At 66.9% G+C, this 26,004-nt stretch carries 23 protein-coding genes; 4 read left to right on the forward strand and 19 right to left on the reverse strand.

Features of this window, described 5'->3' with window-relative positions; translation table 11 throughout:
• Positions 1 to 8 precede the first annotated feature (8 nt).
• The gene (locus QTH90_RS27990) at positions 9 to 140 is read left to right on the forward strand and encodes a hypothetical protein (RefSeq protein WP_286667849.1); all 132 of its coding nucleotides are present in this window, start codon (positions 9 to 11) and stop codon (positions 138 to 140) included.
• A gap of 13 nt (positions 141 to 153) precedes the next feature.
• Here QTH90_RS27990 and katE read toward each other — a convergent pair whose 3' ends face one another.
• Positions 154 to 2,337: a catalase HPII gene (katE, locus tag QTH90_RS27995; RefSeq protein WP_286667850.1), complete on the reverse strand. Its 2,184-nt coding sequence runs from the start codon at positions 2,335 to 2,337 to the stop codon at positions 154 to 156.
• A gap of 51 nt (positions 2,338 to 2,388) precedes the next feature.
• Complete coding sequence (locus QTH90_RS28000; protein ID WP_286667851.1) at positions 2,389 to 2,535, reverse strand: hypothetical protein; 147 nt, start codon at positions 2,533 to 2,535, stop codon at positions 2,389 to 2,391.
• A gap of 319 nt (positions 2,536 to 2,854) precedes the next feature.
• On the opposite strand from QTH90_RS28000, the gene QTH90_RS28005 reads away from it, so the two are divergent.
• Entirely contained in the window at positions 2,855 to 3,682 is an 828-nt protein-coding gene (locus QTH90_RS28005) for a transglutaminase-like domain-containing protein (protein ID WP_286667852.1), read from the forward strand.
• Positions 3,683 to 3,688: 6 nt separating this feature from the next.
• On the opposite strand, the gene ligD is transcribed toward QTH90_RS28005, so the two are convergent.
• The 3 genes from ligD to QTH90_RS28020 form a co-directional block, all read right to left on the reverse strand.
• Positions 3,689 to 6,241 carry a DNA ligase D gene (gene ligD, locus QTH90_RS28010; protein ID WP_286667853.1) on the reverse strand — a complete coding sequence of 851 codons (2,553 nt, stop codon included), beginning with the start codon at positions 6,239 to 6,241 and terminating at the stop codon, positions 3,689 to 3,691.
• A 12-nt stretch (positions 6,242 to 6,253) separates the two neighbouring features.
• On the reverse strand, positions 6,254 to 7,225 hold the full coding sequence (ku, locus tag QTH90_RS28015) for a non-homologous end joining protein Ku (RefSeq protein WP_286667854.1): 972 nt from the start codon (positions 7,223 to 7,225) through the stop codon (positions 6,254 to 6,256).
• A gap of 89 nt (positions 7,226 to 7,314) precedes the next feature.
• Positions 7,315 to 8,793: a DUF1254 domain-containing protein gene (locus tag QTH90_RS28020; RefSeq protein ID WP_286667855.1), complete on the reverse strand. Its 1,479-nt coding sequence runs from the start codon at positions 8,791 to 8,793 to the stop codon at positions 7,315 to 7,317.
• Positions 8,794 to 9,030: 237 nt separating this feature from the next.
• Between QTH90_RS28020 and QTH90_RS28025 the strand changes: the two genes are divergently transcribed.
• Complete coding sequence (locus QTH90_RS28025; RefSeq protein WP_286667856.1) at positions 9,031 to 10,251, forward strand: MFS transporter; 1,221 nt, start codon at positions 9,031 to 9,033, stop codon at positions 10,249 to 10,251.
• 13 nt (positions 10,252 to 10,264) lie between these two features.
• Here QTH90_RS28025 and paaZ read toward each other — a convergent pair whose 3' ends face one another.
• The 14 genes from paaZ to paaG all read right to left on the reverse strand — a co-directional run bounded on the left by paaZ (position 10,265) and on the right by paaG (position 24,423).
• Positions 10,265 to 12,310 (reverse strand): phenylacetic acid degradation bifunctional protein PaaZ, encoded by a 2,046-nt coding sequence (gene paaZ / locus QTH90_RS28030; protein WP_286667857.1) that lies wholly within the window; start codon positions 12,308 to 12,310, stop codon positions 10,265 to 10,267.
• Between the two features lie 23 nt (positions 12,311 to 12,333).
• Positions 12,334 to 13,074 carry an ABC transporter ATP-binding protein gene (locus QTH90_RS28035; RefSeq protein WP_286667858.1) on the reverse strand — a complete coding sequence of 247 codons (741 nt, stop codon included), beginning with the start codon at positions 13,072 to 13,074 and terminating at the stop codon, positions 12,334 to 12,336.
• Positions 13,071 to 14,897 (reverse strand): branched-chain amino acid ABC transporter ATP-binding protein/permease, encoded by a 1,827-nt coding sequence (locus QTH90_RS28040; protein ID WP_286667859.1) that lies wholly within the window; start codon positions 14,895 to 14,897, stop codon positions 13,071 to 13,073. Before QTH90_RS28040 ends, QTH90_RS28035 begins: the two co-directional genes overlap by 4 nt.
• The gene (locus QTH90_RS28045) at positions 14,894 to 15,922 is read right to left on the reverse strand and encodes a branched-chain amino acid ABC transporter permease (protein WP_286667860.1); all 1,029 of its coding nucleotides are present in this window, start codon (positions 15,920 to 15,922) and stop codon (positions 14,894 to 14,896) included. Before QTH90_RS28045 ends, QTH90_RS28040 begins: the two co-directional genes overlap by 4 nt.
• A gap of 80 nt (positions 15,923 to 16,002) precedes the next feature.
• Positions 16,003 to 17,157 carry an ABC transporter substrate-binding protein gene (locus QTH90_RS28050; protein ID WP_286667861.1) on the reverse strand — a complete coding sequence of 385 codons (1,155 nt, stop codon included), beginning with the start codon at positions 17,155 to 17,157 and terminating at the stop codon, positions 16,003 to 16,005.
• A 62-nt stretch (positions 17,158 to 17,219) separates the two neighbouring features.
• Positions 17,220 to 17,843, reverse strand: coding sequence for a TetR/AcrR family transcriptional regulator (locus QTH90_RS28055; RefSeq protein WP_286667862.1), 624 nt, complete (start codon positions 17,841 to 17,843; stop codon positions 17,220 to 17,222).
• 17 nt (positions 17,844 to 17,860) lie between these two features.
• Positions 17,861 to 18,946, reverse strand: coding sequence for a 1,2-phenylacetyl-CoA epoxidase subunit PaaE (paaE, locus tag QTH90_RS28060; protein WP_286667863.1), 1,086 nt, complete (start codon positions 18,944 to 18,946; stop codon positions 17,861 to 17,863).
• A gap of 229 nt (positions 18,947 to 19,175) precedes the next feature.
• The gene (gene paaD / locus QTH90_RS28065) at positions 19,176 to 19,697 is read right to left on the reverse strand and encodes a 1,2-phenylacetyl-CoA epoxidase subunit PaaD (RefSeq protein WP_286667864.1); all 522 of its coding nucleotides are present in this window, start codon (positions 19,695 to 19,697) and stop codon (positions 19,176 to 19,178) included.
• A complete protein-coding gene (paaC, locus tag QTH90_RS28070) occupies positions 19,694 to 20,467 on the reverse strand; it encodes a 1,2-phenylacetyl-CoA epoxidase subunit PaaC (protein WP_286667865.1) in 774 nt (257 codons plus the stop codon). The genes paaD and paaC overlap by 4 nt, the downstream gene beginning before the upstream one ends.
• Before the next feature lie 10 nt (positions 20,468 to 20,477).
• Complete coding sequence (paaB, locus tag QTH90_RS28075) at positions 20,478 to 20,783, reverse strand: 1,2-phenylacetyl-CoA epoxidase subunit PaaB (protein WP_286572015.1); 306 nt, start codon at positions 20,781 to 20,783, stop codon at positions 20,478 to 20,480.
• Positions 20,784 to 20,793: 10 nt separating this feature from the next.
• Positions 20,794 to 21,804, reverse strand: coding sequence for a 1,2-phenylacetyl-CoA epoxidase subunit PaaA (gene paaA / locus QTH90_RS28080; RefSeq protein ID WP_286667866.1), 1,011 nt, complete (start codon positions 21,802 to 21,804; stop codon positions 20,794 to 20,796).
• Positions 21,805 to 21,828: 24 nt separating this feature from the next.
• Entirely contained in the window at positions 21,829 to 23,148 is a 1,320-nt protein-coding gene (gene paaK / locus QTH90_RS28085; protein WP_286667867.1) for a phenylacetate--CoA ligase PaaK, read from the reverse strand.
• An 18-nt stretch (positions 23,149 to 23,166) separates the two neighbouring features.
• The gene (paaI, locus tag QTH90_RS28090; protein ID WP_286667868.1) at positions 23,167 to 23,616 is read right to left on the reverse strand and encodes a hydroxyphenylacetyl-CoA thioesterase PaaI; all 450 of its coding nucleotides are present in this window, start codon (positions 23,614 to 23,616) and stop codon (positions 23,167 to 23,169) included.
• 6 nt (positions 23,617 to 23,622) lie between these two features.
• Positions 23,623 to 24,423 carry a 2-(1,2-epoxy-1,2-dihydrophenyl)acetyl-CoA isomerase PaaG gene (gene paaG / locus QTH90_RS28095; RefSeq protein WP_286667869.1) on the reverse strand — a complete coding sequence of 267 codons (801 nt, stop codon included), beginning with the start codon at positions 24,421 to 24,423 and terminating at the stop codon, positions 23,623 to 23,625.
• A gap of 167 nt (positions 24,424 to 24,590) precedes the next feature.
• Here paaG and QTH90_RS28100 point away from each other — a divergent pair, with 167 nt between their 5' ends.
• Entirely contained in the window at positions 24,591 to 25,193 is a 603-nt protein-coding gene (locus tag QTH90_RS28100; protein WP_286667870.1) for a phenylacetic acid degradation protein PaaY, read from the forward strand.
• Positions 25,194 to 26,004 lie beyond the last annotated feature (811 nt).

Genomic DNA, 26,004 nt, shown 5'->3' on the forward strand with positions numbered 1-26,004 from the left:
GGGTGACCATGCCCCGAATCCTCAGTACCTCGCCGATCCATCCCTTCAGGGGTGTCGGGTCCGCCTTGCTGTGGGGCGCGATCGAACTGGTGGCGCTCGCACGCTCGCGCTGGGCCTCGCGCTCACACCCCGGCCGCTAGCCCCTGCCGGTAGCTACGCCGGCACGCCCTCCACATTCGCCCGGTCCCAATGCCGGTGCTTCGCGATGGCCGCGATGAAGTCGCTGGCGATCTTCGCCGCGGCCGTGTCGTCGCCCAGATTGGTCACGGGCGTGGCGGCCACCACCACACCGGCTGGCGCCGACTTCGCGTCAGGCCCGATGCCGAGCGTCGCCAGCATCTGCACGCCCTCGCCGACCGTGCAGATCGCCTTGCAGTGCTTGTAGGCTTCCAGCACGAAGTGAACCGCGTCGCCGCTGCGTGCCAGCGCTTCGATGGCCTGGGCGCCCGCCGGCACCAGTACCGCATCGAACATCACCGAGGGCATGTTGACGAAGGTGGCGTCGACGTCGAGCTGCCGCTTGGATGCGCTCGCGATCGTGCCCAGCCGCGGACCCACCACCTTGCACTGCGCGCCGGCCTGTTCGATGGCTTCGCGAATGGGCTTGAGCGATGCCGAATCGACGCCGTCCGCCACGAGGATCGCGACCTTGCGCGTCTTGATCGAGCCGTCGCCGGTGTCGAGCATGCTGAGCGCGCGCGACTCGTCGATCGGCATCGTGAAGCGATGCTCCCGGAAACCCGCGCGGCCCGCCGCGGCCTTCGCATCCGGCGCGTTGATGCCCAGCGGCTCGGCCACGCGGCGCGCGAGCTTCTCGTCGACGTGCGCGAGGTTGTCCACCATGCGCTGGCGAACGGCCGGCACCGCGACCTTCGACAACTCGAAGCGGAAGGCCGCGATGATGTGCTCCTTCTCCGCTGCGCTCTGGCTGTTGAAGAAGAGTCGCGCCTGCGTGAAGTGGTCGTCGAATGACGGGCTGCGCCGCCGCACCTTGGGCGGCTCCAGCGCCTCGGGGAAGGACTGGAAGCCGCCGCTGCCGCCGTCGATGCGGTATTCCTTGCCGTCGATCAGCGAGTGGGGTTCGTAGGCGACCTGGCCCCGCGCGATGGTCTGGCGATGCATGCCGTCACGCTGGAAGTTGTGGAAGGGGCACACGCCCTTGTTGATGGGCAGCTCATGGAAGTTCGCGCCGCCGAGCCGCGAGATCTGCGTGTCGGTGTACGAGAACAGGCGACCCTGCAGCAAGGGGTCGTTCGTGAAATCGATGCCCGGCACCACATGGCCCGGATGGAAGGCCACCTGCTCGGTTTCGGCGAAGAAGTTGTCAGGGTTGCGATTGAGCACCAGGCGCCCGATGCGCTGCACGGGCACCATCTCTTCGGGAATGATCTTGGTGGGGTCGAGCAGGTCGAAGCCGAAGGCATGTTCCTTGTCCTGAGGGACCATCTGCACGCCCAGCTCCCATTCAGGGAAGTTGCCGCTCTCGATCGCTTCCCAGAGGTCGCGCCGGTGGAAGTCGGCGTCCTTGCCCGCGATCTTCTGCGCCTCGTCCCAGGCCAGGCCATGGATGCCGAGCTTGGGCTTCCAGTGGAACTTCACGAAATGGCTTTCGCCGCGCGCATTGATGAAGCGGAAGGTGTGGACACCGAAGCCTTCCATCATCCGCAGGCTGCGCGGAATCGCGCGGTCCGACATGGCCCACATCAGCATGTGGGTCGTTTCGGGCATCAGCGATGCGAAATCCCAGAAGGTGTCGTGCGCGCTCGCGGCCTGCGGCATTTCGTTGTGCGGCTCGGGCTTGACGGCATGGACCAGGTCGGGGAACTTGATCGCGTCCTGGACGAAGAACACCGGGATGTTGTTGCCCACCAGGTCGTAGTTGCCCTGCTGGGTATAGAACTTGACGGCGAAGCCGCGCACGTCGCGCACGGTATCGGCGGAGCCCCGCGAGCCCGCCACGGTCGAAAAGCGCACGAAAACGGGCGTCTTCACCGCCGGGTCCTGCAGGAACTCGGCGCACGTGAACTGCGACATCGACTTGTAGACCTCGAAGTAGCCATGCGCCGCCGACCCCCTGGCATGCACCGCCCGCTCGGGAATGCGCTCGTGGTCGAAGTGCGTGATCTTCTCGCGAAGGATGAAATCCTCCAGGAGCGTCGGGCCCCGCACGCCCGCCCTCAGCGAGTTGTGGTTGTCCGGTATCTGCAGGCCCTGATTGGTGGTCAGGTGGGGCGTGTTGTCGGCGGTGAAGGCGGCGAGTTGCTCTTGCTTGGCATTGCTGCCGTCGCCACCCTTGGTCGGGCGACGACCGGCAGTCGCCTTGTTCTGTTGCGTCATCAGGGGTCCTTCAGTGTCTAACGGGTGGCGACGCGGAGCGCGCCGTCGGCATCAGCCGGTTTCTGTTTCGAAAAGCATGTTCAGCGCATTCACCACCGCGACCAGGGCGACGACGGCGGCTGCTGACGCCACGGCCCATATCAGGAATTCGTCGATCCAGGATTCACCGAACAGGCCAAACAACGTGGAAAGATCCATGCTTCGCTCCGGGCTGATGGGTCGAGGGAAAGGTCGAGCGCTACACCGCTTGTCGGGCGCTTCGGCTGCGGACCGACCTGCAAGCTTAGGGAGTACCGGCCGGATCCTTCGTAGTGGCGACGCGCTCCGGCGTGTCGGAACGCCCAGGTGTCCGCGGTAGGACCGCGCTGACGAGAAGCCCCGTTGAAGATGGACTACGCGGCTTCGCGGCATCGCCGACGGCTGTCCAGGGCAGCGCCGACTACGATGGGTCGAACCGGGCACCGAACATGCTTGATCCGTCTCGGGCCCGTCAACGATTCCCCAACGTCAGCGAACCATGCTCATCAAAATCGGTTTCGACATCGAACTCGGCGTCACGGCGCCCACGGCGCTGATCTACATGCTGCGGGTGCATCCTTCGCGCGCGGCGGACATCCAGGCAGGGGAAGTCTTCACCATCACCCCGCCCCTGCGCACCGACCACTACACCGACGCCTTCAGCAACCATTGCGCGCGGGTGGAAGTGCCCCTGGGCGTCAGCAAGGTGCGCCTGCGCAACGAGGCCGTGGTGTTCGACACCGGCTGGCCCGACCCGGTCACGCCGGCCGCCATGGAGCATGCGCCGGCCAATCTGCCGGTCGAGACGCTGCAATTCCTGTTGCCGAGCCGGTATTGCGAGGTCGACAGCGAACTCCTGCAGTTCGCATGGACGATGTTCGGCGGCGTTCCGCCCGGCTGGCAGCGTGTGCAGGCAATCTGCGATTTCGTGCATCGGCATCTGCGCTTCGACTATCAGTCGGCGCGAGCCACGCGCACCGCACTGGAAGGGTTTCGCGAGCGCGTCGGCGTCTGCCGCGACTTCACGCATCTGGCCATCACGCTGTGCCGCTGCATGAACATCCCGGCGCGCTACGTGACGGGTTACCTCGGCGACATCGGCATAGCGCCCGTGCCCTACCCGATGGACTTCAGCGCCTGGTTCGAGGTCTACCTCGGCGACCGCTGGCACACCTTCGATGCGCGCCACAACATTCCGCGAATCGGCCGCGTCGTGATTGCGCGCGGCCGTGATGCGGCCGACGTGCCGATCACGATGGTCTTTGGCGTCAACACGCTGGAGCGATTCGAGGTGACGACGGACGAAGTGCTGCCTGTGGCTGCCTGACGCCCCTCACTCGGGCGCGTAGCCCAGCATCTTCATCGCCGCACCGATGGACTTGCGGCTCTTCTCCATCCCCTCCCACGGCGTGTTGCCGATGGGGACGCGGCGGCCGATGTTCCTCACGGTCCATTGCGACGCACTCGTCAGCGTCGGCAGCTCATCCCACGCGAGCGGCACCGACACACCGAGCCCCGGACGCGAGCGAGCCGACCACGCGCTGACAGTGGTCGCGCCGAAGCCGTTGCGCAGGTAGTCGACGAAGATCTTGCCAACGCGGTTGCGCGGCCCGCTCTTGGCAACGAATCGATCGGGAATGGTGTCCGCCAGATGCTGGACCACGGCCTGCGAGAAGCCCTTGACCGTGTCCCAGTCGTAGTGGCGCCGGATCGGCACCAAGACGTGCAGGCCCTTGCCGCCGCTGGTCTTGAGGAATGCTGGCAATCCCAGCTCGGTGAGCAGGGTCTGCACTAGCATGGCGGCTTCCTGCATGCGCGCCCAGGGGACGCCTTCGCCGGGGTCGAGGTCGAAGGTCATGCGGTCGGGCTTGCCGATGGCGCTGGAGGTCGCGTTCCAGGTGTGGAGTTCGATCACATTCATCTGCGCAGCCGACAGCAGGCCGCGTTCGGTGTCGATCTGCAGCAGCGGCTCGTGCCCGGGGTCGAGTGCCGGATCGAGCAGCTTGACGCCCGGCAGTTCGTCCTGCTTCAGGTGCTTCTGGAAGAACAGCTCCCCACCGACGCCCTCGGGCGCACGCACCAGCGACACCGGCCGGCCCTTGAGGTGCGGCAGCATGAGTTCGGCCACCTGGCGATAGAAGGCGGCGAGTTCGCCCTTGGTGGTGCCGCTCTGCTTGTCGATCACGCGATCGGCGTTGGTGATGCGCTGCGTCATGGGCTTGGCGGCTCCTTTGCCGGTGGCGGCGCTCGCGGGTGTCAGCTCGGGCGCCTGCGCCGTCTCGCGGCGGATCTGGCGGGCCGGCTTGTCCGCGCGCAGGCCCTGGAAGACCGAATGGCGGATGCGCCCTTCACGCGTCCATTCGCCGAAGGACACCTCGCACACCAGCACGGGCTTGACCCATTGGGCCTTGACGCCGGCAGGGCGGGTCTCGAAGGGGCATGCGTCGGACTGCTGTTTGTCGAGCTTCGCCTTGATGTCGGCCAGCCGGTTGGCGTCGAAGCCTGTTCCGACGTTGCCGCAGTACTGCAGCGCGCCGTCGTCGTCGAACACGCCAAGCAGCAGCGAACCGAAGCCCGAGCGCGATCCCTTGGGCTCGGTGTAGCCGCCGATCACGAATTCCTGTCGCCGTTGGTTCTTGAGCTTGATCCAGTTCGGCGAGCGGCGCGAGACATAGCTCGACCCCTTGAGCTTGCCGATGATGCCTTCGAAGCCCAGATGCGCAGAGGACGCCAGCAGGTCGCGCGGCGACGCCTCGAAGGCCTCGCTGAGGCGCAGCGCCGCGGGCGGCTTCTTGCCCAGCAGTCGGGCAAGCTCTGCACGACGTTCTTCCACCGGCACGTCACGCAGATCGCGCCCATCGAGAAAAGGCGCATCGAACAGCCAGTAGACGACGGACGCAGTCGCATCGCTGTCGAAGGCGTTCTGCAGCGCCTGGAAGTCGGGCGCACCCATATCGTTGTCGACGACGATCTCGCCGTCGAGCCACGCCGAGCGCGTGGGGAGCTTCGCCAGCGCCTGCGCGAGCTTCGGCAGCTTCGAGGTCCAGTCGTGGCCGTTGCGCGTGATGCACTGGACCTTGTCGCCGTCGATGCGCGCCAGGAGGCGGTAGCCGTCGAACTTCAACTCGTAGAGCCAGTCCTCCGGTTGGGAGGGCGGCGTCGATGCCAGCGTCGCCAGCTGCGGCGCGAGCTTGGCGGGCAATGCCGCCTTGCGTCCGAGGCCTTCAGGCTTTTTCGCGGCCGCCTTCTTGCGCACGGCCGGCGCTTTCTTCTCGGGTGGTGCCGGCTTGCCGTAGGTGATGTGGGGTGGGTCGTCCACATCCCTGCCGCTCAGCACGCTGTCGGGCAGGGCCTCGACGATGTCGTAGTCGGCGAGCGGGCGCGCTTCGCCGTCCCTTTCCTTGATGAGCAGCCAGGGTTCCTGCTTCTCGCCATTGCCGCGCATGCGCACCAGCGTCCAGTGGCCGCGCAGCTTGTCGCCGCGCAGCTCGAACTTCAGCTTGCCTTCCGCCAGGGCCTGGCGCGCATCGCCTTCGGCAGCCCATTCGCCGCGGTCCCACACGATGACGGTGCCGGCGCCGTACTGCTTGGGCGGAATCGTGCCTTCGAAGCTCGCGTAGGAGATCGGATGGTCTTCCACATGCACGGCCATGCGCTTGATCGTCGGATCGAGGCAGGGCCCCTTCGGCACCGCCCAGCTCTTGAGCGTGCCGTCGAGCTCCAGCCTGAAGTCGTAGTGCAGGCGGCTCGCATGGTGCTTCTGCACGACGAAGGACAACGCGCCGTTGGCGCCCGCCTTGCCGCCCGTGCGGGGCTCCGGCGTCTTCTTGAAGTCGCGCTTGCCGTGGTACGGCGCAAGCGCTTCGCGTTCACTCTGCCTAGCCACGGTCGCGCTGCCTCAGGCGGCCTTGCGGCGTGCGGCCGTCTTGGCGGGTGTGCGCTTGCGGGCCGCGCCCTTGGCCGCAGGCTTGCGGGCCTTCGGCTTTTCCGCGGGCTCGTCCCTGCCCTTGCCCTTGTCGTCGGCGTCGGCCTTGCCGCCACCCTTGCGCAGGCTGCGCTGCAGCAGTTCCGTGAGGTCGAGGATCTTCGCGCTGCTCTTGCCGGTGTCCTCCTCGGGCTCGGGCTGCGTCACTTCCTCGGTCTGGCCGGCCTCCACCTTCTCGTCGACCAGCCGCATGATCTCGTCCTTGAAAGAGTCCTTGTAGTCGTCCGGGTCCCAGTCGGCGCTCATGTCGTCGACCAGTTCCTTCGCCATCTTGAGCTCGCGCTCGGTCAGGCCGGCCTTCTTTGCGCTCTCCGAGGGCAGGGGCAGGTCCTTCCACGGCCGGATGTCCGCACCCCAGCGCAACAGGTTCAGCACCAGCCCCGGCCCGGTGGGCACCAGCACCGCCAGATGCTGCTTGGTCTGGATCACGACACGCGCGATGCCCACGCGGCCAGCACGCTGCAGCGTCTCGCGCAAGAGCGCGTAGACCTTGGCGCCGCGGTTGATCGGGGCCACGTAGTAGGGCCGCTCGAGGTAGACGAAGGGGATGCTGTCCGCCGGCACGAAGGCCTCGATCTCGACGGTCTGCGTGGTCTTGGGATAGGCGGCAGCGATCTCCTCGTCGCTGAGCACCACGTACTGGTCGTCCTCGTACTCGATGCCCTTGACGATCTGCTCGCGCGCAATCTCCTTGCCGGTCTTCTTGTTGACGCGCTTGTAGCCCACAGGGTCCATGGTGCGCTTGTCGAGCCAGTTGAAGTCGATGGCGTGGTCGACCGTCGCGGAATAGAGCGCAACGGGGATGTGCACGAGGCCAAAGCTGATCGCGCCTTTCCACAGCACGCGGGGCGCGGGAGTCTTCCGGGAATGCTTGGATGCGGGCATGGCGTATTTCTCCAGGCTGGCACCCTATCTTGCGACGCCGCGAACCGATGTAGGAACACGGCGGCGGCAGGCGTCAGGGCCGGACGCGGCTACTTCGACGACACCAACACGGCCGGCGGCTTCCACGTGCCTTCGCCGGCCGGCAGGATCGATGGCTGCGATGTCTTCGGCCAGTACAGGCGCATCACCAGGTACATGGGCCCGTCGGGCGCCGGCAGCCAGTTGCGCTCCAGCGCCTTGCCGGGGGACTTCCTCTGGATGTACAGCGTGAGCGAACCGTCCGGATTCTTCTTCATGCGCTGCCGCATGGGCGCGTTGATCAGATAGCGGTTGATCGGATTCTTGATGAGCAGTTGGCTCTTGCCGTCGTACATCGTGACGGACCAGAACGCGTTCACCGGCGGCAACTGCCCGGCCGGGAAGGTGAGCGTGTAGTTGTGCTTGCTCCCATCCAGCAGCTCGCCGGTCGCGGTGGTGCGCGTCACGGGATAGGTGGCCTCCGCCGCATCGTTGCCGTAGATGCCGCCCTTGGCGGCCGCGGCGCGCAGCAGCCAGTCGCCCTTGTAGAAATCGCGGTCGCCGAAGGCCGACCCGACTTTCCAGCCGTTGATGTCCTTCGTCCCGCTGTCGAGGCGCTTGTCGATCTTCTCGTCGCCTTCCTTCATCCCGAGGCCGACGGCGGCCTTGTGCCCGGGCGACAGGTCCCTGAACTCGAAGGGCTTGCCCGGGCCGACGCCGATGCGCGCGATGCGGGCCCGCACGGCAGCGTCTTCCCGCGTCTGCGGAACGTAGAGGAGCGCGGCGTCGAGATACTCGAAGAAGTTGTCCTTGATCCCGGCGGTCGTGGCCGGAAGGAACTTGAGCGTCTCCGGGGCCGCCGGCGGTGGCTGCTTCAGGAAGGCGGACAGCGTCTGCGCCTTGTAGCCGGCCTGCACCTTCACGACGTTCGGCATGTCCTTCGCGTTGAAGAGCTGGGTGCGGAAGATGGCGACGGCAAACGGGGTGGTCGAGGCAAAGACCTTCCGGATGCCGCGCGGCGTCGGCCCCTTCCAGCCGGGGCCGGCCACCATGTAGCTCCCCGGGTCGTTGCCCATGGCACGGCTGCCGACGTAGCCGAAGTTGTACGTATTGCCGTCGACCAACTGCACTGAGTAGTAGCGCCGCTTGTCCACCGCCGGCACCGAGATCACCATCGGCTCGGCCCGCAGGTCCATCCACAGCATGGAATAGGGCGTGTCGCTGTTGGGCGTGACGACAGCGGTGTCCTGGTATGTGTAGACGCGCGCCTCGTTGTTGATCTCGTTGAAGGGCGCCTTGTACTGCGGGCCACCCTTGTCGACCGCGTATTCGTTCATGACCGCATAGTTCATGACGAGCGGCAGACCGTAGATGAAAGCCTCCTCGGCGATGGCCTTGGTCTCCACGAGGCCGGGGGCCGCCTTGTCCGCCCGTGCGGCCTGGTTCACCGCATCGTTCGTGCCGGCGCAGCCTGCGAGGAGCGTCACCGCGGCCACGGTGACGGCGCCGGCTGCAACCCGCCTCATGAACAGCTTGAGTTCGGTATTCATGTCAGTTCCTATCCAGCTTCAACGGGTCGTTGGGCAGGTCGGTCCATTGTTGAATCGTGCGCCTGGGAGCACGCGGATTTGAGCGCAGCCATGTGCCCATTGCAAGGCATCGGCCGATGGCCGAAAGGGCTAGGCCTTATGCCCACGAGCGCACCGCGAATTCAATCGCAAGAAGCGGAGTTCGCGTCCGGTGGCGACTGCCTAGACTTCGGCGGCACTCTTCAACCTCGGTCAGTCATGCGCCCCCACCTTCCGCGACCCTTCTTGAACCTGGCATGGTCGAACCTGGCCGCGCAGTCTGCCGAGCAACTGAGCCTCGCCGCGGCGCCCCTGGTGGCCGTCCTCGCGCTGGGCGCCGGACCCGGCGAAGTCGGAATGCTGGCCGCCGCACAGACCTTGCCATTCCTGCTGGCATCCATGCCCCTCGGGATGTTGGCCGACCGCATGCCACGCCGCCAGCTGATGTTGTGGGCGGAGGGGTTGAGAGCCTTCTCGCTGTTGGCCATGCTGGCAGCGCTCCTCTCGTCCGCCTTGACCATCGAGTGGCTCGCATTGCTCGGATTCCTCGGAGCGATCGGCACTGTCGGCTTCAGCGTCGCCGCCCCTGCGCTGGTACCCGCACTTGTACCGCGCGGGTCGCTTGCGCTGGCCAATTCCAGGCTCGAACTCGCCCGGAGCGCAGCATTCACCGCCGGGCCCGCACTCGCGGGATCGCTGGTTTCCTGGGCGGGCGCGGCTACGGCGTTCACCCTGGCCGCAGTGCTATCGATCTTCGCGATCCTCCTGCTGCTGCGCTTGCTTGAACCAACGCGTCCAGCATCGCCAGCGCGGCATCCGCTTGTGGAGGTTCGGGAAGGTGCAAGCTTCGTTTGGCGCGAGCCGATGTTGCGCCCGATGCTGGTCACCGGAGTGATCTTCAACCTCTCGTGGTTCGTGCTTCAGGCGGCCTATGTGCCTTACGCGGCTCGCGTCCTCGACATGAGTGCACAGGCGATCGGCCTGACGCTCGCGATGCTCGGTGCGGGCATGGTGGCAGGCGCCATGCTGACCTCGCGCGTTGTTGCGGCCATGCCCTTCGGCAGGGCGATTCAGGTCGGACCTGTGGTGTCGGTGTTTGCCGCGCTGGCGATGGCCTCCACGCTGGTGTTCCCCCATGCGGCGCTCGCAGCCCTGTCCTTCGTCCTGTTCGGAGCCGGACCGATGGTCTGGACGATCACCTCCACCACGCTGCGCCAGAGCGTGACCGCGGGCCCCATGCTCGGCCGCGTCTCGGCAGTTTTCCTGACGGCCAACGCCGGTGCGCGACCCCTGGGTGCTGCCCTGGGAGGCCTGGTGGGATCGACGTACGGCGAATCGGCCTGCCTTCTCGTGGCACTCGCAGGGTTCGCGATTCAGGCCTTGGTGATTCTCGGGTCGCGCGTCACGTCCCTGCGCAGTCTCCCTGTCCCGGCGGCATGAACGGCGAGCCGGCTCAGCCCCGCTTGGCCACCAGCGTCAGGATGTCGTAGCTCGCGACGAGTTCGCCGTCCTGGTTCGTCACCTCCACGTCCCACGCAACCACGCCCTGACCGATGCCGTTGGCGTCCTTCTTCTGGCGGTCGATCTTGCGCTTGCAGGTGAGCCGCGCACGGATCGTGTCGCCGATACCGACCGGTTTGACGAAGCGCAGCGTGTCGAGCCCGTAGTTGGCGAGCACCGGACCGGGCGCGGGCGAGACGAACAGTCCCGCCGCTGCCGACAGCACGAAGTAACCGTGCGCGATGCGCTTGCCGAAGGGGCTCTCCTTCGCGGCGATCTCGTCGAAGTGCATGTAGAAGTAGTCGCCCGAGATGCCGCCGAAGGCCACGATGTCGGCCTCGCCCACGGTGCGGCGATGCGTCAGCAGCGAATCGCCGATCTCCAGATCCTCGAAGTGCTTGCGGAAGGGGTGGAGCTCCGATTCGCGCAACTGGGCGCCGCGCATGTACTCGCCGGTGACGGCCGCCAGCATGGTGGGCGAGCCCTGCACCGCCGCACGCTGCAGGTAGTGCTTGACCGCCCGCAGGCCGCCCAACTCCTCGCCACCGCCCGCGCGGCCGGGGCCGCCGTGCTTGAGGAAAGGCAGCGGCGAGCCATGGCCCGTCGATTCGACGGCAGCCTCGCGGTCGAGCACGAGCAGCCGGCCATGGTGTGCCGCAGCCACGGGAATTGCCTTGGCCGCTGTCGCCGGGTCCTTGGTGACCAGCGTGCCGACCAGGCTGCCGCGCCCGCGTGCGGCGAGCGCCAGTGCTTCGTCCAGGCCGTCATAGGCCATCAGCGTGCTCACCGGACCGAAGGCCTCCACGTCATGCACCGCGTCGTGACGCAGCGGGTCGCGCGACAGCAGCAGCGTGGGCGAGAAGAACGCGCCTTCGGCCACGCCGTCGCCCTGCGGCGAGAAGCCGTCGCGCTCGCCGTAGACCAGTTCCGCGCCCTCCATCAGCGTGCGGACGCGTTCGGCCACGTCGGTCTGCTGCGCATGCGATGCGAGCGCGCCCATGCGCACGTCCTCGCGCGCCGGATCGCCCACCACCGTTTTGGCGAGCCGCGCACGCAGCTTCTCGGCCACCGCATCCAGATGCTGGCGCGGCACGATGGCGCGGCGGATCGCGGTGCATTTCTGGCCGGACTTGACCGTCATCTCGCGCGCCACTTCCTTGACGAAGAGGTCGAACTCCTCGTCATCGGGCGACACATCGGGCGCGAGGATGGCGCAGTTGAGCGAATCGGCCTCGGCATTGAAAGGGATCGAATGCTTCACGATGTTCGGATGCACACGCAGCTTGGCCGCGGTGTCGGCGGAACCGGTGAAGGTGACGACGTCCGAGCCATCGAGGCGGTCCAGCAGATCGCCCGTGCTGCCGATCACGAGTTGCAGGCTGCCCTCCGGCAGCAGGCCGGAGCGGTGCATCAGGCGCACCAGCGCTTCGGTCAGGTAGCTGGTGGAGGTTGCCGGCTTGCCGATGCAGGGCATGCCCGCGAGGAAGCTGGGCGCCCATTTCTCCAGCAGGCCCCACACGGGGAAGTTGAAGGCGTTGATGTGCACCGCGACGCCATGGCGCGGCACCAGGATGTGCGTGCCGGCAAAGCTGCCCTTCTTGCCGAGCGGCATCGCGGGGCCTTCATGCACGAGGTTGCCCGAAGGCAGCTCGCTCCCACCGATGCCGGCATAGGCCGCGAGCGTGCCCGCGCCGCCTTCGATGTCGATCCAGCTGTCCGCACGCGTCGCGCCGGTGTGGGCCGAGATGGCGTAGAGCTCTTCCTTGTGCTCCGCCAGGTACTTCGAGATGGCACGCAGGCGCTGGGCGCGTTGCTGGAAATCCATCGCCAGCAGATGGGGCAGGCCGACGTTGCGCGCATGGTGAACCGCCTCGCCGAAGTCGATCGACTCGGCATGCGTGCTCGCCACCGGACGGCCGTTGACGGCGCTCCGGAGCGTCTGCGCGCCCTGCTCGCCGAGCCAGCGGCCGCCGATGAAGCTTTGAAGGATCTGGGTCATGGAATTCTCCGAAAGTGGTTGGGTCAGGCTGCGACGGCGTTCTTGTTGCCCAAGCCCAGGTAGGTATCGATGATTCGACGGTCGTGCAACAGCGCCTGGGCCTCGCCCGTCAGCGCAACGGCGCCGGTCTCCAGCACATAGCCGCGGTCAGCCACCTGCAGGGCGGCGCGGGCGTTCTGCTCCACCAGCAGCACCGAGACGCCATGGGCGCGCAGCGACGACACCACGTGCAGCACTTCGCGCACGATCAGCGGCGCGAGGCCGAGCGAGGGTTCGTCCAGCATCAGCAGGCGGGGCCGGGCCATCAATGCGCGGCCGATGGCGAGCATCTGTCGTTCGCCGCCGGAGAGCGTGCTCGCGAGTTGGGCGCGGCGCTCCTTGAGTCGCGGGAAGATCGCGAAGACCTCCTCCATGCGCTCGCGCTGATCGCGCTTGCCGGTGCGCCAGCGGTAGAAGCCGCCGAGCAGCAGGTTGTCCTCGACCGGCATTTCGCCGAAGAGCTCGCGCCGCTCGGGCACGAGCGCCACGCCGCGCGCGACCATCGCCTCGACGCTGGGCCGCGCGATGCGCTCGCCCGCGAGCGTGAGGCTGCCGGTGGAGGGCAACAAGCCCATCGCGGCACACAGCAAGGTTGTCTTGCCGGCGCCATTGGGGCCGATGACGGTGACAATCTCGCCTTCGTCCACGCGCAGCGCGATGCCGTGCACGGCCTCGACCGCGCCGTAGGCGACGCTGAAGTCCTGGAGTTCGAACAAGGGGTTCATGCTGCGATGGCGATCGGTTCGTCGCTGCCGCCCAGATAGGCGTCCAGCACACGGGGGTTGGATTGCACCTGCACGGGCGTTCCTTCGGCGATGACGGCGCCGAACTCCAGCACCGTGATGCGGTCGGCGAGGTTCATGACGAACTCCATGTCGTGCTCGACGACGAGGATGCCCAGGCCCTCGGCGCGCAATTGCGAGAGCAGGGTCGCCAGCGCCTGCTTCTCCAGGTGGCGCAGGCCGGCAGCGGGTTCGTCGAGCAGCAGCGCGGCAGGCTGGCCTGCCAGTGCGCGGGCGATCTCGACCACGCGCTGCTGGCCCAGCGCCAGCGATGCGGCCGGTGCATCGGCATGCTCGGCCAGGCCGCAGCGCTCGATCTGACGGCGCGCCTCTGCCAGCAACGCGGCTTCCTCCGCACGGTCCAGCCGCAGCATCGCGGAGAGCCAGCCGCGGTGCCCGCGCCGGTGCGCCCCGAGCGCGACGTTCTCCAGCACGCTGCGCGTGCCGAGCAGGCGCACGTGCTGGAAGGTGCGGCCGAGTCCGCGCGCCGCGTAGTCGCGCGAGGGCTTGCCGTTCATCGATTCGCCCATCAGGCGCACTTCGCCTTCGGTCGGGTCGTCCACGCCGGAGATCATGTTGAAGAAGGTGCTCTTGCCGGCCCCGTTCGGGCCGATGAGCGCATGCACCTCGCCGGCCTTGAGCGTCATCGCGACCGCGTTGTTGGCGACGAGGCCGCCGAAGCGCTTGGTGACCTTGTCGGCTTCGAGCAGCATCTCGCCGGAAGCGGGCAGCTTGCGGCTGGCAAGCGCAGCGATGGTCGTGGCCTCGCGAACGGGCTCCGGCTTCAGGAAGCGCGCGGACACGCGGGCCAGCGTCGGCCACAGTCCTTCGGCGAAGCGTTGCAGCACGAAGAGCATCAGCAGGCCGAACACGATCACCTCGAAGTTGCCGCTCGCGCCGAGCAGCTTCGGCAGGATGTCCTGCAGTTGCTCCTTGACCAGCGTGATGAGCGTTGCACCCAGCACGGCGCCCCACAGATGCCCCGCACCGCCGACCACCGCCATGAAGAGGTACTCGATGCCGATGTTCAGGTTGAAGGGCGTCGGGTTCACGAAGCGCTGCATGTGCGCGTACAGCCAACCCGACAGCGCCGCCAGCAGCGCCGCGAGCACGAACACCTTCACGCGGTAGCGCGCGGTGTCCACACCCATCGACTCGGCCATCACCCGGCCCGACTTGAGCGCGCGGATGGCGCGTCCTTCGCGCGAATCGAGCAGGTTGTGCAGCGCCCACAGCGCCAGCAGCAACGCGGCCCAGATCAACGGCCCCAGCGCGCGCGGCGACGCGAGCGAGATGCCCGCGATGGTGAGCGCCGGCAGGCCGGTGATGCCGGTCTGCCCGCCGAGGAACTCCAGGTTGCCGAACAGGAAGTAGAGGCTCAGCCCCCACGCGATCGTGCACAGCGGGAGGTAGTGGCCGGAGAGCTTCAGGGTGATGGCGCCCAGCCCCCATGCGACGAGGAAGGTGAGCACGAGTCCCAGCACCAGTCCGACCCACGGCAACAGGCCCGGGGCGACCACACCGCCCAACGCCGCCGCGGCAGCGGGGGACGTGCAGACCCACGCCGTGGCATAGGCACCGATGGCTACGAAAGCGGCCTGCCCGAAAGAGGTCATGCCGCCGATGCCGGTCAGCATGACCAGCCCCGCGGCGACCATCGAATAGAGGCCGATGTAGCTGAACATCGTGACGGTGAACTCTGGCAGCCACGGCCAGCAGAGCGCGAGCGCCACGACGCACAGCAGGGTGAGATGGCGCCGCGTCATTCCTCGTCCTCCACATGACGGCTGCGCAGTGAACGCCACCACAGCACAGGGATGATCAACGTGAACACCAGCACTTCCTTGAATGCACTGGCCCAGAACGAGGAGAAGGCTTCGAGCTGGCCGACCAGCAGCGCGCCGAGCAGCGCGATCGGATAGCTCGCCAGGCCACCGACGATGGCCGCGACGAAACCCTTGAGCCCGATGAGAAAGCCCGTGTCGTAGTAGACCGTGGTCAATGGCGCGATGAGCAGGCCCGAGACGGCACCGATCAACGCTGCCAGCGCAAAGCTCAGGTCACCCGACAGGTCGGTCGGAATGCCCATGAGCCGCGCGCCGACGCGATTCATCGCCGTGGCGCGCAGCGCCTTGCCGACGATGGAACGCTCGAAGAAAAGGAACATCAGCACCACCAGTGCGATGGCAACGCCCACCACCACCATCGACTGGCCCGTGATCGGCACGCCGCCCAGGTCGATGCGAGCTTCCGAGAAAGCCGGCGTGCGCGAACCTTCGGCGCCGAAGAAGAGCAGGCCCATGCCGACCAGCACGCCGTGCAGCGCGACCGAGACGATCAGCAGGATCAGCACCGTCGCATCCGCCAACGGCCGGTAGGCCAGGCGGTACAGCAGCGGCCCGAGCGGCGTGATCAGCAGCAGGGTCGTGACCGCCTGCAAGGCCAGCGTCGTCGGCCGCAGGCCCAGCACCATGCCGCTGGCCAGCACGGGGAACGCGACGGTCCACACCAGCGTCGCCCTCCACTCCACCGTCGCGCCGCGCTTCCAGCGCCAGCCCTCGACCGCGAGCGTGGCCACGGCCAGCGCGAGCAGCAGCCACAGCGTGGCCGGCACGCGCCCGGCATGGAGAGCGGCCATCGACAAGGCGCCGAAAGCCACGAGTTCGCCCTGCGGGATGAAGATCACCCGCGTGACGGAAAACACCAGCACCAGTGCCAGGGCCATCAGTCCATAGACTGCGCCATTGACGATGCCATCCTGCCCCAGCAACAGGGCGATCTGAAGATCCATGTTCGATTCCGGCTTGGCCGCGGCGCGGCCCTTTGCTCTCTTGGTGGAGCGATGCCTCCCCTACTCCTCAGTGGACGGAATCAGGGCGACGGCGGCAGGTACTTCCACGCGCCGTTCTCGATCTTGACCATCACGCGCGCGCGTTGGTCCAGACCCAGGTGGTCGTTGGCCGTCATGTTGAACACGCCATGCGCACCCGGCAGCTCCTTGACCTGCTCCAGCGCGTCACGCAGTGCAGCGCGGAATTCCGGCGTGCCGGGCTGTGCCTTCTTGAGCGCGACAGGGACCGCGGCAGCCATCAGCAGGCCCGTATCCCACGCATGCGCGCCGAAGGTCGAAACCGTTCCCTTGCCGTTCGCCGCCTCGTAGGCCGACACATAGGCCAGCGCGGACTTCTTCACCGGGTTGGCAGCGGGCAGTTGATCCGCGACGAGCACCGGCCCGGCCGGCAGGAACGTGCCTTCGACGTCCTTGCCGCCGACGCGCAGGAAATCGGCGTTGGCGACGCCGTGCGTCTGGTAGACCTTGCCCGTGTAGCCGCGCTCCTTCAGGCTCTTTTGCGGCAGCGCCGCCGGGGTGCCGGAACCGGCAACCAGCACGGCATCAGGCTTCGCGGACATGAGCTTCAGCGTCTGGCCCGTGACCGAGGTGTCGGTGCGCGCGTAGCGTTCGTTCGCGACGATCTGCAGCTTCTTCAGATCGGCCGCCTTGGAAAATTCCTGGAACCAGCCCTCGCCGTACGCGTCGGCGAAACCGACGAAGCCGACCGTCTTCACGCCATTGGCGGCCATGTGCTCGGCGATGGCGAGCGACATCATGATGTCGTTCTGCGGCGTCTTGAAGACCCAGCGCTTCTTGGCGTCCACCGGCTCGACGATGCGCGCGGATGCCGCCATCGAGATCATCGGCGTCTGGGCCTCGGAGATCACGTCGATCATCGCGAGCGAATTCGGCGTGGTGGTCGAGCCCAGGATGACATCGACCTTGTTCTCGGAGATCAGCTTGCGCGTGTTGTTCACCGCGGCCGTCGTGTCGCTTGCGTCGTCGAGGACGATGTAGTTGATCTTCTGGCCGCCGATGGTCTTGGGCATCAGCGCGATGGTGTTCTTCTCGGGAATGCCGAGCGACGCCGCCGGGCCGGTGGCCGAGACCGTGACGCCGACGTTGATGTCGGCCTGCGCGAGCGCCGAGGCCAGCAGCATCGCGGCCAGCGCGAGGGGTTTGAGGTACTTCATACGGTTGTCTCCGTTGTGGTTGGTTGAAAAATCGTTGGGGTTGGGAAACCGGGAACTGGCCGTCAGGCGTCGACCGGCACGATGCGCTGCGGCAGCTTCACGGCCGGCAGCCCGCCGAGGAAGAGGTCGGCGACCACGGGCGCCATGGCGTCGTAGTCGAGTTCGCCGTCGGGCCGCATCCAGATGAACATCCAGTTGATCATTCCGAAGAGCAGCATGGTCAGCGGCTTGGCGAGCGAGGCCTTCTTCAGGTCGGGCCGCAGCTCGACCACGGCACGCGCGAATCCGTTGACGACCGTGCGCTGCGTGTCCAGAACGCGCTGGCGGTCTTCCTCTTCCAGGAACTTGACGTCCTCTGTCAGCACGCGGTGCGCGTGCTTGGCGCCGGCGTATTCCTCGACGAAGCGGCGGATCAGCTCGCGCAGCTTGGCCTCGGGCGCCAGCTTCTGCACTTCGACGTCGGCCACGAGGTCTTCGAGGCGGGACACATGGTTCTCGGCGATGCTCACGAGCAGGCTGTATTTGTCGCGGTAGTAGTGATAGAGCAGCGCCTTCGAGAAGCCGCACGCCTCCGCCACCTGGTTCATGGAAGTCGCGGAGTAGCCGCGGTTCGCAAAGAGCAGCGCGGCGCGCTCCAGGATCATTTCGCGCTGGTCGTCGTAACCGGGGGAGCGTCCGCGGGCCATGGGGTTCCTTCTGCTTTCTAGCGTTCGTCGAATGAGAGCACCACGCGCTCGGTCAGCGGGTGGGCCTGGCAGGTGAGAACGAAGCCGGCTGCGACCTCGTTCTTGTCGAGCGCGAAGTTTCGCTCCATCCGGACCTTGCCTTCGACGAGCTTGGCGCGGCAGGTGCCGCACACGCCGGAGGTGCACGAGAACGGCACTTCCATGCCGGCGGCAGAGGCGCAGTCGAGGATGCTCGGCTGGTCCTTGCGGAACTCGATCTCGCGCTGCAGGCCGTCGCGGATGATGACGATCTTCGCCAGCTCGGCATCGCCGGGCCGGGCCTCGTGGATGACGGCGCCCACCGGTGCGCCTTCGGGCGCGGCAACGCCGAAGCGCTCGATGTGGATGCGTTCCTCCGGCACGCCGGCGGCGAGCAGCGCGGCCTCGGCTTCGTCGTTCATCTGGAAGGGGCCGCAGATGTAGACGTGGTCGATGTTGGCCGCGGGCACCACGCTCGACAGGAACTCGCCGAGCTTCTCGCGGTTCATGCGGCCCATGTTGAGCGGCGCGTCGGTCGGCTCGCCGGAGAACACATGGTGCAGCACGAGGCGCGTCATGTAGCGGTTCTTCAGGTCCTCGAGTTCTTCCTTGAACATCGTGGACTGCAGCTTGCGGTTGGCGTAGATCAGCGTGAAGCGCGAGTGCGGCTCACGGGCCAGCACCGTCTTCATGATCGACAGGATCGGCGTGATGCCGCTGCCGCCCACGATACCGACGTGCTGCCGGCGCGAGTGCGGCTCGATCGGCACGAAGAAGCGGCCCTGCGGCGCCATCACGTTGATGGTGTCGCCCGGCTGGAGCTGCTCGTTGATCCAGTTCGAGAAGGTGCCGCCCTTGACCTTGCGCACGCCGACGCGCAGTTCGCCATCGTCGACACCGGCGCAGATCGAATACGAGCGGCGCAGGTCCTGGCCGTCGATGTCCTTGCGCAGGGTGAGGTACTGGCCTTGCGTGAAACCGAAGACGTCGCGCAGGTCGGTAGGCACGTCGAAGGAGACGATGACGGCCTCGTCCGTGTCGGGCTCTACGGCCCGCACTTGCAGGGGATGAAACATGACGCTCATATTTTTTCTCCCCCCCAGGCTTGCTCGCTTCGCGTAGCCGCCCACCCCCTGCCGGGGGCGCAGCCTGCGGCCCGGCGAAGCCGGTTCCGCGGCAGCTCCCGAACAGGAGCGACCGCTTTGCGGCGCTCCCCTCGGGAAACACCGAGGGGCCGGCTTCGCCGGTTCTCTGGTGTTGCCCCCTGTAAGGGGGTGGGCGGCCACACGAAGTGGGCAAGCCTGGGGGTGTGGTTCATAGTGGCTTGAAGTGCTCGAAGGGTTCGCGGCACGAGATGCAGCGGTACATCGCCTTGCACGCTGTCGAACCAAATGCCGAGAGGCGTTCGGTGTGCAGGCTGCCGCAGCGAGGGCAGGCGATGACATCGGCCTTGCGACCGAAGAAGCGGATCGGCACGGCGCCATCGGGTGCGGCCGGTCCGGGCGGCGCGATCCCGTATTCGGAGAGCTTGCGACGGCCGTCCGCGCTGATCCAGTCAGTCGTCCACGCAGGTGCTCGGCGAAGCGTGACGTGGGCGGGCCCAAGGTCGGCCTTCGCGATGGCGGCCAGCACGTCGTGTTCGATCACTTCCGTTGCGGGGCAGCCCGAGTACGTGGGCGTCAACACGATCTCCAGCGCTTCACCGTGATCGATCACATCGCGCACGATGCCGAGATCGCGCACCGACAGCGCCGGCACCTCGGGGTCGAGCACGGTGCCGAGCACGTCCCACGCCCGCTCGCAGCGCGTGGTGGCCACGGCGGCGAGCGCGCTCACCACACGCCTCCGGGGAAGGCGCGCTGCAGGTGCTGCATCTCGGCCAGGATGTAGCCCATGTGCTCGCTGTGCACGCCGCGCTTGCCGGTGCTGCGGAAGGCAGCCTCGTCGGGACGGCTCAGCGTGGCTTCGTCGAGGATGGTGTCCATCTCCGCCAGCCAGGGCTCGCGCAAGTCGGACCAGCGCGGACCCAGGCCCTGGGCCTGCGCCGCATCGTCCACTGCGTCGGATTCGAAGAGTTCAGGCACATAGAGCCACAGCTCACGCAATGCCTTCTCGGTGCGCTGGCGAGATTCGTCCGTGCTGTCGCCCAGGCGCACGACCCAGTCGGCCGCGTGCTGCTGGTGGTAGCGAGCCTCCTTGATCGCCTTGCCGGCGATGCCGGCCAGTTCCGCGTCGCTGGAATCGCGCAGGCGTTCCCACAGCAGCTTCATCCAGGTCGCGACCATGGCGTTGCGCAGCACCGTGAAAGCGAAGTCGCCACGTGGCAACTCCACCAGCGTGAGGTTGCGGTAGTCCTTCTCGTCGCGCAGGAAGGCGAGTTGGTCCTCGTCATGCCCCTGCCCTTCGAGCTGGCCCGCACGCGTGAGCACGGCGCGGGCCTGGCCGATGAGGTCGAGCGCCATGTTGGACATGGCGATGTCTTCTTCGAGGATGGGCGCATGCCCGGACCACTCGGCGATGCGCTGGCCGAGGATCAGGCAGGTGTCGCCGATGCGCAGCAGGTACTGCACGCCCGGGCTCTGGTCGATGGCAATGGAACCTTGCATCACTGCCACCTCACATGTGGTCCACCGAGCCTGGCAGCCGGTAGAAGGTGGGATGGCGGTAGACCTTGTCTTCCATCGGGTCGAAGTACATGTCCTTGTCGGCCGGGTCGCTCGCGACGATCTGGTCCGAGCGCACGACCCACACGCTGGTGCCTTCCTGGCGGCGCGTGTAGACGTCGCGGGCCATCTGGATGGCCATCTTCGGATCGGCGGCGTGCAGGCTGCCGCAATGCTTGTGGTCGAGGCCGGACTTGCTGCGCACGAAGACTTCCCACAGGGGCCATTCGGCGGCGAGGGCTGGATCGGGGTGGCTCATGAATGTGTTCCTAGGCGGCAATGGGTTGAGGGGCGGCGCGCTTGGCGGCGTGGGCGAGCGCGGCTTCGCGCACCCAGGCGCCGTCGTCCCACGCCTTGACGCGGGCGCCGAGGCGTTCGCGGTTGCAGGGGCCGTCGCCACCGACGACGCGCCAGAACTCGGCCCAGTCGATCGTCCCGTGGTCGTGGTGCTGGCGCTCCTCGTTCCACTTCAGGTCAGGGTCGGGCAGAGTCACGCCGAGCACCTTGGCCTGCTCGACGGCGGCGTCGATGAACTTGGCGCGCAGGTCGTCGTTGGAGAAGCGCTTGATGCCCCAGCGCATCGATTGCGCGGAGTTGGGCGACTGATCGTCCGGCGGACCGAACATCATGATCGACGGCCACCACCAGCGGTTGACCGCGTCCTGCACCATCGCCTTCTGCGCGTCGGTGCCCTGCTGCATCATCGTGAGCAGCGCCTCGAAGCCCTGGCGCTGGTGAAAGCTCTCTTCGCGGCAGATGCGGATCATGGCGCGCGCATACGGTGCGTACGAGCAGCGGCAGATCGGCACCTGGTTCATGATCGCCGCGCCATCGACCAGCCAGCCGATGGTGCCCATGTCGGCCCAGGTCAGCGTGGGGTAGTTGAAGATCGAGCTGTACTTGGCGCGTCCCGTGTGCAGTGCATCGACCATCTGGTCGCGCGAGGTGCCCAGCGTCTCGGCCGCCGAGTAGAGATAGAGCCCGTGCCCCGCCTCGTCCTGCACCTTGGCGAGCAGGATGGCCTTGCGCTTGAGCGTGGGGGCGCGGGTGATCCAGTTGCCCTCGGGCAGCATGCCGACGATCTCGGAGTGCGCGTGCTGGCTGATCTGGCGCACCAGCGTCTTGCGGTAGTGCTCGGGCATCCAGTCCTTGGCCTCGATGAAATCGCCTGCATCGATGCGGGCGTCGAAGCGCTCCTCGAGCTGCATTTCCTCGGCGGAACGCACGGCCTTCTTGCTGCCGTCGTCCTTGCCCATCGTGTCCATGGCTTGCGTGTACATGGGGTTCCTTTCAGGCGCGGGGCCTTATTTCGGTCGTTGGTCAACGACGCGGCGGGCCTTGCCCGTCAGCGTGCGTTCGATGGAATCGGGCGTGAGCACGGTCACGCTCGTCGTGATGCCCACCAGCGTCTTGATGCGCTGCTGCAGCCATTGCTTGATCTCGCGCACTTCGTCGGCGCTCGTGGCCGGCGCCGCCAGCGGCTGCAGTTCGCAGCGCACTTCGACGGTGTCGAGCAGCCCGTCGCGGCTTACGTTGATCTGGTATTGCCCCGACAGCTTGGCGTGCTGCAGCACGATCTCCTCGATCTGCGTCGGGAACACGTTGACGCCGCGGATGATGAGCATGTCGTCGGAGCGGCCGACGATCTTGCCCATGCGGCGGAACGCACGCGAAGTGGGCGGCAGCAGGCGCGTGAGGTCGCGCGTGCGGTAGCGGATGATGGGCAGCGCTTCCTTGCTGAGCGAGGTGAAGACCAGCTCGCCCTCCGAGCCGTCGGGCAGCACTTCGCCCGTCTCGGGGTCGATGATCTCGGGGTAGAAGTGGTCTTCCCACACCACCGGGCCGTCCTTGGTCTCGATGCATTCGCTCGCGACGCCGGGGCCCATCACTTCGGAGAGGCCGTAGATGTCGACCGCATCGATGCCGGCCTTGCCTTCGATCTCGTGGCGCATCGCCTCGGTCCATGGCTCGGCGCCGAAGATGCCGACCTTGAGCGAGCTTTCGCGCGGATCGAGGCCCTGCCGCACGAACTCCTCGATGATCACCTGCATGTAGCTGGGCGTGACCATGATGATGTCCGGCTGGAAGTCGCGGATGAGCTGCACCTGCTTCTCGGTCTGGCCGCCCGACATCGGGATGACCGTGCATCCGAGCCGCTCCGCGCCGTAGTGCGCGCCCAGGCCACCCGTGAAGAGGCCGTAGCCGTACGACACATGCACGATGTCGCCCGCACGGCCACCGGCTGCGCGGATGGAGCGCGCGACCAGCGATGCCCAGGTGTCGATGTCGTTCTGCGTGTAGCCGACGACGGTGGGCTTGCCCGTGGTGCCGGAGGATGCGTGGACACGCACCACCTTCTCGCGCGGCACCGCGAAGAGGCCGAAGGGATAGTTGTCGCGCAGGTCCTTCTTCGTCGTGAAGGGGAACTTCGCGAGGTCGCTCAACTGCTTGAGGTCGTCGGGGTGCACGCCCTTGTCGTCGAAGGCCTTGCGGTAGTGCGGCACGTTGTCATAGGCGTGCTTCAGGCTCCAGCGCAGGCGTTGCAGTTGCAGGGCCTGCACCTCGTCGCGACTGGCGGTTTCGATGGCGTCGAGTTCGCCGGGGGCGGGTTGCTTCTTGGGCATGTGTGTCTCCTCGGCGCTTCACTCGGCCACGGCCGGCTTGCCTTTGATGGTGTAGGAACGGCCGCGGAACATCGCCACGCGCTCGCCCCGCTGGTTCGTGATTTCTGTGTCGTAGACGCCGGTGCGGCCGGCCTTTGAGACCTCGAAGCTGCGCGCCGTGAGCACGTCGCCATGGCGCGCGGGCGCGATCAGGTCGATCGAGAAGCCCGAGGCCACCGTGAGTTCGTTGTACGAGTTGCAGGCGTAGGCGAAGGCGGTGTCGCCCAGCGTTGCGAGAAATCCGCCGTGGCAGGTCTCGTGGCCGTTGAGCATGGAGTCGCGGACGACCATGGTCACGGTGGCGTGGCCCGGCGAGATCTCGACGACATTCATGCCGAGGCCCTGGACGGCGCGGTCGTTGGCGTACATGCGGTCGCGGACGATCTCCGCGGTTTGCTGGGGCGTGCGTTCGGAAGGGAGTGCGGACATGGTGGTTCAGCGATCGGTGAAGTTCGGTGCGCGCTTGGCGGAGAAGGCTGCGACGCCTTCGAGGTAGTCGTGTGCACGGCCGAGTTCGGCCTGCACGGCGGCTTCTTCGTCAAGGGCCTGGTCGAGCGTGAGGTGCTGGGCGCCATCGATGGCGCGGCGCGTGGCGGCCAGCGCTTTCACGGGCATCGCGGCGAGGCGCTGGGCGAGCTTGCTGGCCTCGTCGGCCAGGGCGGCGTCTTCCACGCATTTCCAGATCAGGCCGATGCGCTCCGCGTCGGCGGCGCCCAGCTTGTCGCCGAGCATCGCGAGGCCCATGGCACGCGCGCGCCCCACGGTGCGCGGCAGCAGCCACGTGCCGCCGGTGTCGGGGATGAGGCCGATCTTGGCGAAGGCCTGGATGAAGCTCGCCGACAGGCCGGCCAGCACGAGATCGCAGTTCAGGGCGAGATTCGCGCCCGCGCCGGCAGCAACGCCGTTGACGGCAGCGATCACCGGGACCGGCATCGTGCGCAGGCGCTGCACGAGCGGCTTGTAGAGCAGTTCGATCGTGCGGCCGAGATCCTTCGGCGGCTCGCCGGCGGGAGAAGGCGCAACCATCGGATCGGCCAGATCCTGGCCGGCGCAGAAGCCGCGACCGGCGCCCGTGAGGACGATGCAGCGGACTTCCGCGTTTTCCGCGGCCGCATCGAGCGCGGCGCGGAGCGCCTCGTGCATGGCGCTGTTGAAGCTGTTCAGCGCGGCGGGCCGGTTCAGCGTGAGGGTCAGGACCGGGCCTTCGCGAGAGGCAAGGACAAGTGAGTCGGACAAGCGGTGTCTCCAGTGTGGGGATGGGGAGCTGCCGTGTCGATGCGGGTATTTTGTATTGTTGACCGACCGGTCGGTTTATCTTAGGATCGACTTCGACGGGATGCAAGTCCCCTACCGCTGGGGTAAACCCTTGGCGCACACTCACTTACCTGACAACGGAGACAACCGTGCCTTGTTATTCCATCGAAGGGGTGGTGCCGGTCATCGACCCGAGCGCCTATGTGCATCCCGAGGCCGTGCTGATCGGGGACGTCATCGTCGGGCCCGACTGCTACGTCGGGCCGTGCGCGGTGCTGCGCGGCGACTTCGGGCGCATCGTGCTGGAACGCGGCTCCAACCTGCAGGACACCTGCGTCGTGCACGGCTTCCCCGCGCACGACACGGTGGTCGAGGAGAACGGCCACATCGGGCACGGCGCCGTGCTGCACAGCTGCATCGTGCGGCGCAATGCGCTGGTCGGCATGAACGCGGTCGTCATGGACGACGCCGAGATCGGCGAAGCGGCCATCGTCGCGGCCTGTGCCTTCGTGCCTGCGGGCAAGAAGATCCCCGCGCGATCACTCGCGGCCGGCATGCCGGCCAAGGTGATGCGCGAACTCACCGATCAGGAAGTGGCGTGGAAGCTGGAAGGCACGCGCACGTACCACGACCTCACGCGGCGCAGCCTGGGGAGCATGAAGAAGGTGGAGCCGCTGTCGGAGATCGAGGCGGATCGGCCGCGCGTGCAGGCGCCGGATGTGAAGCCGTTGATTGCGACGAAGCGAGGTTGACGCCGACAAGCGCTCGCATCGATGCAACGAGCGCTTGGCTCGTCTGGGTGCGGCGCTCGAATTCCGTGTTGACCACGGCCACCAAGGCGTCCAGTTCGACGCGGCTGTAAAGGCGCTCATCCTTGCTCACGCTTCGCACCTGGAGAAGCAGGTTGCGGATGCACAGGATGGCGCGATGCACCTCCGTCATTGCGGCGAGTTCGGCGGAGGCTTGCTTGGTCAGCGCGGCGAGATCGTCTTCGGAGTTGTGAAGCGGAATCACGTCGCCGGGGGGAGCGTTTCGGGGGCGCGCGAGCGCGCATATAGGGTGTGCCATGAATGGCCTCCAAGAGCTGCGGTTTGCCAAAACCGCCGCACCCAACGCCAATTGAGGGCGGCGACTCGAACAGGTTGGCGTACCGGGCAGCTCTTGCGAGAACCGGCGAGCCTTGCGGCTCCCCATTCGAGCCGCCATAACTGGGGCACGAACAACGAAGCCGCAGGACTACTGCGGTAGTGGCTGCGGCTTTCGTCGCAGAGCTGCATCGGGACGCCAATCCCGATCACGACTTTTTTTGCCGTGATGCGGCGAAGTATAGCTATGGGGTATGGATTGAAGGAGCGATCGCGCCCGTTGGAAGGGTGGGCATCAAATCCTCTTTCAATGACTCCTGACACGGCGTAAGCGGACCTTCAATGCGAACCGGGCTTAGACTCAAATCGGCCAGAAGCGGGCATCGACCACGGTCGTCCGTTTAGCATTCGGCGAATCACACACTTGCTTGGGAACGGTGGATGGTCTTCTTGGACTGCTCTGGAATCATGTTTGGCT

The organism is Variovorax flavidus, assembly GCF_030317145.1.
GTDB lineage: Bacteria > Pseudomonadota > Gammaproteobacteria > Burkholderiales > Burkholderiaceae_C > Variovorax > Variovorax flavidus.

What these genes read in the sequence shown, in the direction of transcription:
- QTH90_RS27990 (WP_286667849.1), top strand. Translation starts at nt 9, where the DNA reads ATGCCCCGAATCCTCAGTACCTCGCCGATCCATCCCTTCAGGGGTGTC.
- katE (WP_286667850.1), bottom strand. Translation starts at nt 2,337, where the DNA reads ATGACGCAACAGAACAAGGCGACTGCCGGTCGTCGCCCGACCAAGGGT.
- QTH90_RS28000 (WP_286667851.1), bottom strand. Translation starts at nt 2,535, where the DNA reads ATGGATCTTTCCACGTTGTTTGGCCTGTTCGGTGAATCCTGGATCGAC.
- QTH90_RS28005 (WP_286667852.1), top strand. Translation starts at nt 2,855, where the DNA reads ATGCTCATCAAAATCGGTTTCGACATCGAACTCGGCGTCACGGCGCCC.
- ku (WP_286667854.1), bottom strand. Translation starts at nt 7,225, where the DNA reads ATGCCCGCATCCAAGCATTCCCGGAAGACTCCCGCGCCCCGCGTGCTG.
- QTH90_RS28020 (WP_286667855.1), bottom strand. Translation starts at nt 8,793, where the DNA reads ATGAATACCGAACTCAAGCTGTTCATGAGGCGGGTTGCAGCCGGCGCC.
- QTH90_RS28025 (WP_286667856.1), top strand. Translation starts at nt 9,031, where the DNA reads ATGCGCCCCCACCTTCCGCGACCCTTCTTGAACCTGGCATGGTCGAAC.
- paaZ (WP_286667857.1), bottom strand. Translation starts at nt 12,310, where the DNA reads ATGACCCAGATCCTTCAAAGCTTCATCGGCGGCCGCTGGCTCGGCGAG.
- QTH90_RS28035 (WP_286667858.1), bottom strand. Translation starts at nt 13,074, where the DNA reads ATGAACCCCTTGTTCGAACTCCAGGACTTCAGCGTCGCCTACGGCGCG.
- QTH90_RS28040 (WP_286667859.1), bottom strand. Translation starts at nt 14,897, where the DNA reads ATGACGCGGCGCCATCTCACCCTGCTGTGCGTCGTGGCGCTCGCGCTC.
- QTH90_RS28045 (WP_286667860.1), bottom strand. Translation starts at nt 15,922, where the DNA reads ATGGATCTTCAGATCGCCCTGTTGCTGGGGCAGGATGGCATCGTCAAT.
- QTH90_RS28050 (WP_286667861.1), bottom strand. Translation starts at nt 17,157, where the DNA reads ATGAAGTACCTCAAACCCCTCGCGCTGGCCGCGATGCTGCTGGCCTCG.
- QTH90_RS28055 (WP_286667862.1), bottom strand. Translation starts at nt 17,843, where the DNA reads ATGGCCCGCGGACGCTCCCCCGGTTACGACGACCAGCGCGAAATGATC.
- paaE (WP_286667863.1), bottom strand. Translation starts at nt 18,946, where the DNA reads ATGAGCGTCATGTTTCATCCCCTGCAAGTGCGGGCCGTAGAGCCCGAC.
- paaC (WP_286667865.1), bottom strand. Translation starts at nt 20,467, where the DNA reads ATGCAAGGTTCCATTGCCATCGACCAGAGCCCGGGCGTGCAGTACCTG.
- paaB (WP_286572015.1), bottom strand. Translation starts at nt 20,783, where the DNA reads ATGAGCCACCCCGATCCAGCCCTCGCCGCCGAATGGCCCCTGTGGGAA.
- paaA (WP_286667866.1), bottom strand. Translation starts at nt 21,804, where the DNA reads ATGTACACGCAAGCCATGGACACGATGGGCAAGGACGACGGCAGCAAG.
- paaK (WP_286667867.1), bottom strand. Translation starts at nt 23,148, where the DNA reads ATGCCCAAGAAGCAACCCGCCCCCGGCGAACTCGACGCCATCGAAACC.
- paaI (WP_286667868.1), bottom strand. Translation starts at nt 23,616, where the DNA reads ATGTCCGCACTCCCTTCCGAACGCACGCCCCAGCAAACCGCGGAGATC.